Consider the following 6,075-nt stretch of genomic DNA (forward strand, 5'->3'; position numbering starts at 1 on the left):
GGTGTATGTGCGGGCAGGCCGACCGGATCCGGACCGTACTTTTTCCGTCCCGGCGGGTGTTGCTGGTTGATGTGGCGTCAGGCAGCGCGGGGAGGCGGGGCGCAGGCCTTGCGTGGTGCGGGCCTGCCCTGCCCGGAGGGGGTACTGGAGGGGCCTGCCCGGCGTGGAGGGGGCGTTGGAGGGGGCTTGCCCAACCCTGGAGGGGGTACTGGAGGGGCTTGCCCGGCCCTGGCGCTCGGCCGGTGGGGGCCGGCCAGCGTCGGTGGTGGCCCGTTCAGCGGCGGGTGTGCTGGTACCGGCGTAGGTACCGGCCTGGGTACCGGCGTACGTACCAGCGCAGGTACCGGCGCAGGTACCAGCGGGTGGCGAGCGGTGAGCAGGTATTGGCTGGTCAGATGCCGTGGGTAAGCGGCGCAAGTGTGCTGACACCTCCTTCCCTATAGGGAAGGAGGGCCCCTTCTCTTCCTGGCGTGGATCGCGGCGACGTGTACGGGGCCGCGTGCGTGGTCCGGGCTGGCTGTCCACGGACCTGGTGGTGCGGGCAAGTTGGTCCGGGAGTTGGCTGTACCGGTGGGTGGACCGTTGGATCGAGAGGGGACCGAGACCACTGCCGAGGGTTGGCCCCGCCTTTTTGTGATCGTGGCTGTTCGTGCTGGTCAGACCCTGCGGGCAAGGACGACTCGGCCGCCGACACCTTCTTGTACGCGGTAGCCGTACAGGAGGTTGGGGTTCATGGAGGGGGCGGCGCGGTGGCCGCGGTGGTGGGCGTGGAGTCAGCCGGCCCCGGGGCGCGGAGCCAGGCTTGGACGGGGCGCTGTGGGCGCCACAGTCGCCGGTGCCGCCCGGGTGGGGCCAAGCCCGGGGAAGCGTTGTTCGGCGGCTGGTGGGGCGTCTCGCGCGCTTACCGCGCTGACTGCGGTAGGGGCTGCGGTAGAGGCTGTACAACGGGCTGTACTAGGGGCTGCATCACTCCCCGTGACGCCCCATCATTCACGCAGGTCAGGCCCCTTGGTAAGCCGTGGCCGGAACCCCGACTTCCCTCCGTACGCTCTGCCTGGCCCTGATGCCTTGGGGTGGTGGGGGTTGTGGTGGGGGCGGGGCGGGCGCGTGTCGGCGGGAGGGCGCTGCGCTGGCTGGGGTGGGTGGGGGCGTCGGGCCGGTGGCCCGCCGCGACGGATCGTAGGCGCGTCCTCCTTGACCGTCCGGTGGAGGACAAGGGGGCGTCAGCCGTGGAATCGAAGGCGGCCCCAGGCTTGCCCGGCCCCCGGGCAAGGGCGGGCAAGCCAAGCCACCCCAGGGCAAGCCTGTTTGGTGGCCCAGCTCGGGGAGGCTTGCCCACCGGACTGCCGTATCTGGTACACGATCTGGTACGCCATCCGGTACACATATCTGGTTCACCATCTGGTACACCCCGGTTCCGGCACGCGACGGAAAATCCCAGGTCAGCCCCCATGGTGGAGTGTGGTGGGGGGTCTGGCATCCCCTTCTGCCCGTCCCCCTGCGCCCAATGATCAAGAAAAGAGAGGGTGGGGTCTTGGGTGAGCGGGTGCGGCGGGGACGGGTCCGTGGGGAGTGGCGGTGCGCTCGGCCTGGGGCCTCGCGCGCGGTGACGGGCCCTTCGGGCCCTGGCTGAGGAGCAGTCAGCAACTGCCGCTTGCCGAGGCGGCGTTGGCCCGTCGTACAGTCCGGAGTGTGACTGATGACGACTGGATGCGCCGCGCGATCGACCTGTCCCGCCTGTGCCCACCGGCAGAGGGTGCCTATTCCGTGGGCGCGATCCTCGTTGACGCTGCGGGCCAGGAAATCGCACGGGGGTACTCCCGGGAGAGCGACCCGCACGTTCATGCCGAGGAGTCCGCGTTTGTGAAGGTGGCGGGAGAGGATGTGCCGCGGCTGGCCGGTGCCACGCTCTACTCGACTCTGGAGCCGTGCAGCGAGCGGCGGTCGAGCCCGGTGACGTGCACGGAGCATGTGCTCGCCTCACCGGTTCGCCGGGTCGTCATCGCGTGGCGGGAGCCGACCCGGTTCGTCGACTGTGTCGGCGTAGAGAGACTCCGTGAGGCGGGCGTCGAAGTGCTGGAACTGGTTGGCCTCGCGGACGAAGCCAGAGGCGTGAACGCCCACCTGCTCTGACGCAGTCCGTCGACCCTACGATGACGCACATGGGTTCTCTCAGTGTGGACATTCCCGCCCCATCCCTTGATGGGGAGTGGACTGCGGAAGCGGCCGCTGACGCCGTCGGCAAGCAGCTTCGGCTGAGGCTGGGCGACACGGACACAACCGCCCTTGTCGTCGGTGCGCACGCTGCCGAGGACGGGCTGTCGCTGCATCTGGACCTGGAGACGGATGCCCCGATCCCTGAGGGCTACACGGTCAGGATCGACGTGGAGGGGGACTGAGGCTGATCAGTTCCGGGCGAGCGCCGTTTGCTGCGGTGCGCCCCTGCGTTGGCTGTGCGGGGCGGGCGGGTGGTGTCACGCTGGAAGGGTGAAGTCCCACAGCGAGGATCCTGGCGACGTCTCCGGCGGTGTCGGTGGCCGGGCGCTGGTGCCGGTGGATGAGGCGGTGGCCCGCGCGATGACGACTGGTATCCGGGAGGCGATCGGCGATGTCCGGCGTTCGGTCGCGGTGCTCGCGGAACGGGTCCGGGCCGCGCATGAGGCCCGTGTCTGGGTTGCTCTGTCCCAACCGTCGTGGGCGGCGTACTGCGAGACGGAGTTCGGGGTGAGCCGCGCGCAGGCGTACCGGCTGCTCGACATCGCCCGTGCGGCCGACGTGATCCTCGCGGCCGTCACCGCCGCAGACCCCGCGGGTCTGTCTCGCATGCGAGACACCGCCGAAGACTCGGCCGCCACCGTGGCCGGGGCGGTGGTCGACTTCGGGCTGTCCCAACGGGCGCTTCTGGCTGTTGCGGGCCGCGTCGAAGACGTTGCCGACCTGATCACCCGGCGCCTGGCCATCCTCACCCAGAGCAGCGGCAGCCAGAGCGTGGACGCGGACGCGGTGCGCGCCATCGTCCACCAGGCCGTGCACGACGTCCGGAACGCCCCGCCCCCACCCGCCGCACTGCCGACCACCTCACCGGCCGTCGACCCCGCTGTCGATCCGGTTGTCGAGCCGTTTGTTGCGGAAGGCCGGCGGGTGGTTGACGAACTCGTTGCTTCCGCGCACGCCATCGGTGAGCTGATGCTCGAAGTCGCCCCCGCCTACCTCGGTGACGCTGAGGCCGCCGACCGTCTCGCGCTGCTCTGCGAGCAGATCGGCGAACCCCTCGAACACGGCCTGGCGTCCCGCCGCTACGTTCTGTCCGGCGACCGCCGCGCCCTGGACGGCATCGTCCTGTAACGGGCGCACCACGCGGACGTGCAAGGGTCCCGGGGCGTCGGCCTGCCCCGGGACCCTGTCACATCACCTGATCGTCTGGTCAACGACCGTCCGTCATTCTGGTCGCCATGCCCGGTTATGTCCAGGACATCCCGAGTTCGGCGAGTTGGGCGAGCTGTTCGCCGTTCAGCTTGTCGCGGCGGGTTTTCTGGTTGGAGACCCACACCCCCAGCCGCACCTCGTGGTCCTGGCCGTCGATGGTGATCTGTTCGGTGTGCTGCCGCGGAACCACGGTGCGCTGCTCCCTCTCGACGTACTGCGCGAGCGCTGCCAGGCCCCGTGTGAACGCCTCCGCACCCTTCGCCGTCCCAGTCTTCGCACCGCTCGGCGCTGGCGTCTTACGGGCCTGTACGGCCGGTTCCACCCCTAGCTTGTCGAGTCGCTTCTGCTGTTCTTCGTTGAGTCGGCCGAAGTCGCGCCGTTGGCGGGCAAGCCAGCGTCCGATGTCGTCACCCCGGTACGTCACCCCCGGCACGATCTCCCCCAACTGCGCCCCCGCCTTCAGGAGTGCCTGGAGCCCGACGTGGTGGCGTTGCCAGTCGACGGTCCACCCCAACGCCGCGGGGTTCCAGTCCTCATCGACCGCCGCGAGCTGGGCGGCCCGCTTCTCGGCGCGTACCGGGTCCTTGCCGAGTCCGCCGGGTCGGCGGATGTTGGTGAGCCACTGTCCCACCGGCTTGTCCAGCGCGGTGGCGTGTCGGGGCGCGGCCAAGGTTCCGGCCTCGGCGAAGTAGGCGCGGGCCGCAGCCAGGTTCTCGGCGAACTGGGCGTCGGCGGTGTCCCACACGATCCCCAGCGCTTCCAGCTCATCGGCCCGCTCGCTGCTCATCTGCCCGGCCCGCAGCGCGCGGCGCTGGTCGGAGAGCCAGCGGCCGAGCGGGTAGGCGCCTTCCAGGTGCTCGTAGGGCACCTCCAGATCACCCACCCGCTCCCAGTACCGCACGGCGGCGCCGTAGCCGCGCACCCAGTCCTGCTTCTCCGGTTCGGCCACCCGGAACTTGACGAACTTGGCGATCGTCACCGGATCCCGGGGGGCCGCGAACCGGAGCAGCAGCCGGTGCTCCTCTTCGCCGTCCTCGGGCTCGGGGCCGATGTCGTGGGATGGATCCACGACGCTCTTCTGATTTTCCTGCGGGATAGCGAGCATTTCCACGGCCCGCTCATCATGCGCCCGCAGCCCCTCCAAGACTTTCACCAACGGCCGGTAGGAGGCAGAGATAAGCATGTCTTCCGGCTTCTCATCCGGTGCCAGAAACACCGGCACGATCAAGGTCGCCAATTTTCCTTGATCGGGTTTCTGCCGGAGTGCTCGCCCAATTGCCTGGACGATATCGACGGCCGACCCTTTCGGGTCCAAAAGGGCGACACTGTCGACGGCCCGGATATCGACGCCTTCGCCCAGTACCCTGCAATTCGAAAGGACAGCACGCCCGGCCCGCCGTCCGAAATCGCTCAGGACCTGGCGGCGGTGGTCCGCCTCGTGCTCCCCGCACAGCCAGTTGGCCCACACCCGCTCGGGATGCCGCTCCGGATCCGACTTGTGCAGGCGCTTGGCGACCCGGGGCAGGCCCTTGGCGAAAGCGGACGCCTCGATCGTGCGGTGATGAAAGGTGATCGTCGTCTGCAACTTGTGCACGGCCATCGTCTCCAACAGGGCGGCCTGCAACGCGCCCATCCGCTGCCCGCGCACCTGCTCCTCTCTGCCCTCCTCACCCGTCAGCCGCGCCGGAGTCACCACCGGATCCGTCAGCTCCACCACCACGATCTGATAGCGCGCCAAAAGCCCCCGGGTGACTGCTGACGCCAACGACAGCTCGAACACCACCGGCCCGAAGATCTTGGGGTCGTCCATGGAGCAGGCCATTTCCTCCGGCAGCCGGTCCCGCCCCCACTCTTCCCGCCGCTGCGGGCGTTCTTTCCAGATCCTGGGGGTGGCGGTCATGTACAGCCGGCGCATCGCGGGAATCGTCTCCTGGTCGTGAACGGCCGCCCACGCCTTGCCCATCGACCCAGAGGTTCGGTGCGCCTCGTCCACGACCATGAGGTCGAACACATCCATGGGCAGCCCGTACTCGCCCTCATGGGCCTCCGCCAGGACGCCGAGGGAGGCGTAGGTGGCGTACACCGTGACGGGTCCCCGCCCGTGCCACAGGGCGAGTTGCGGCGGGCTGGTCGTGGACCGCACATCGAGGTCCCACAGGTGCGGGTCGTCGTCCAGCGAGCACACCGCCACGGCGGGCCCCGTGTGCCCGGCGGCACGCCACTCCCGCACGGTCTGGGTCAGCAGATCCAGAGTCGGAAGCAGCACCAACACCCGCCCATTCCGCGCCAATCGCAACGCAGAGGCAGCAGCGATGAACGTCTTTCCCGTCCCGCACGCAGCCACTACAGTGGCCCGCAACCCGTCACGCGGAATCCTCTTCCCCGGAGGAATATCAAGACCACGCACCACAGCATCAACAGCCTCCACCTGATGAGGCCAAAGCTTGATCTCTTCCGTATCCGGCATATCCAAACTCCAGAAGATGAGGGAGGGGGCTGACGGCCCCGGCATGCATGGCCATCTGGCTCGGGATGCTACACAGTGCATCGGATTCGATGAGACAGGGTGCAGTGTGCCCGATGCGCGAGACTCATCGTAGCCGAGTCGGTGGTATCAGGGAGGGTTTTCGGGTACACTCATCCGTATGA

At 68.9% G+C, this 6,075-nt stretch carries 4 protein-coding genes; 3 read left to right on the forward strand and 1 reads right to left on the reverse strand.

Annotation, left to right across the window (positions count from 1 at the left end):
• The first annotated feature begins 1,692 nt into the window (after nt 1-1,692).
• The 3 genes from ACIQ8J_RS35600 to ACIQ8J_RS35610 all read left to right on the forward strand — a co-directional run bounded on the left by ACIQ8J_RS35600 (nt 1,693) and on the right by ACIQ8J_RS35610 (nt 3,345).
• Nucleotides 1,693-2,133 (forward strand): dCMP deaminase, encoded by a 441-nt coding sequence (locus ACIQ8J_RS35600; protein WP_403278264.1) that lies wholly within the window; start codon nt 1,693-1,695, stop codon nt 2,131-2,133.
• 29 nt (nt 2,134-2,162) lie between these two features.
• Nucleotides 2,163-2,399 carry a hypothetical protein gene (locus tag ACIQ8J_RS35605; RefSeq protein ID WP_403278265.1) on the forward strand — a complete coding sequence of 79 codons (237 nt, stop codon included), beginning with the start codon at nt 2,163-2,165 and terminating at the stop codon, nt 2,397-2,399.
• 88 nt (nt 2,400-2,487) lie between these two features.
• Nucleotides 2,488-3,345: a hypothetical protein gene (locus ACIQ8J_RS35610; protein ID WP_403278266.1), complete on the forward strand. Its 858-nt coding sequence runs from the start codon at nt 2,488-2,490 to the stop codon at nt 3,343-3,345.
• Between the two features lie 115 nt (nt 3,346-3,460).
• Here the strand turns inward: ACIQ8J_RS35610 and ACIQ8J_RS35615 are convergent, their stop codons facing one another.
• Nucleotides 3,461-5,893, reverse strand: coding sequence for a Helicase associated domain protein (locus ACIQ8J_RS35615; RefSeq protein ID WP_403278267.1), 2,433 nt, complete (start codon nt 5,891-5,893; stop codon nt 3,461-3,463).
• Nucleotides 5,894-6,075: the final 182 nt, after the last annotated feature.

Origin of the sequence: Streptomyces sp. NPDC094147, assembly GCF_044764265.1 — a bacterium.
Lineage (GTDB): Bacteria > Actinomycetota > Actinomycetes > Streptomycetales > Streptomycetaceae > Streptomyces.

Coding starts and splice junctions, on each gene's coding strand:
- ACIQ8J_RS35605 (WP_403278265.1), top strand. CDS start 2,163: ATGGGTTCTCTCAGTGTGGACATTCCCGCCCCATCCCTTGATGGGGAG.
- ACIQ8J_RS35615 (WP_403278267.1), bottom strand. CDS start 5,893: ATGCCGGATACGGAAGAGATCAAGCTTTGGCCTCATCAGGTGGAGGCT.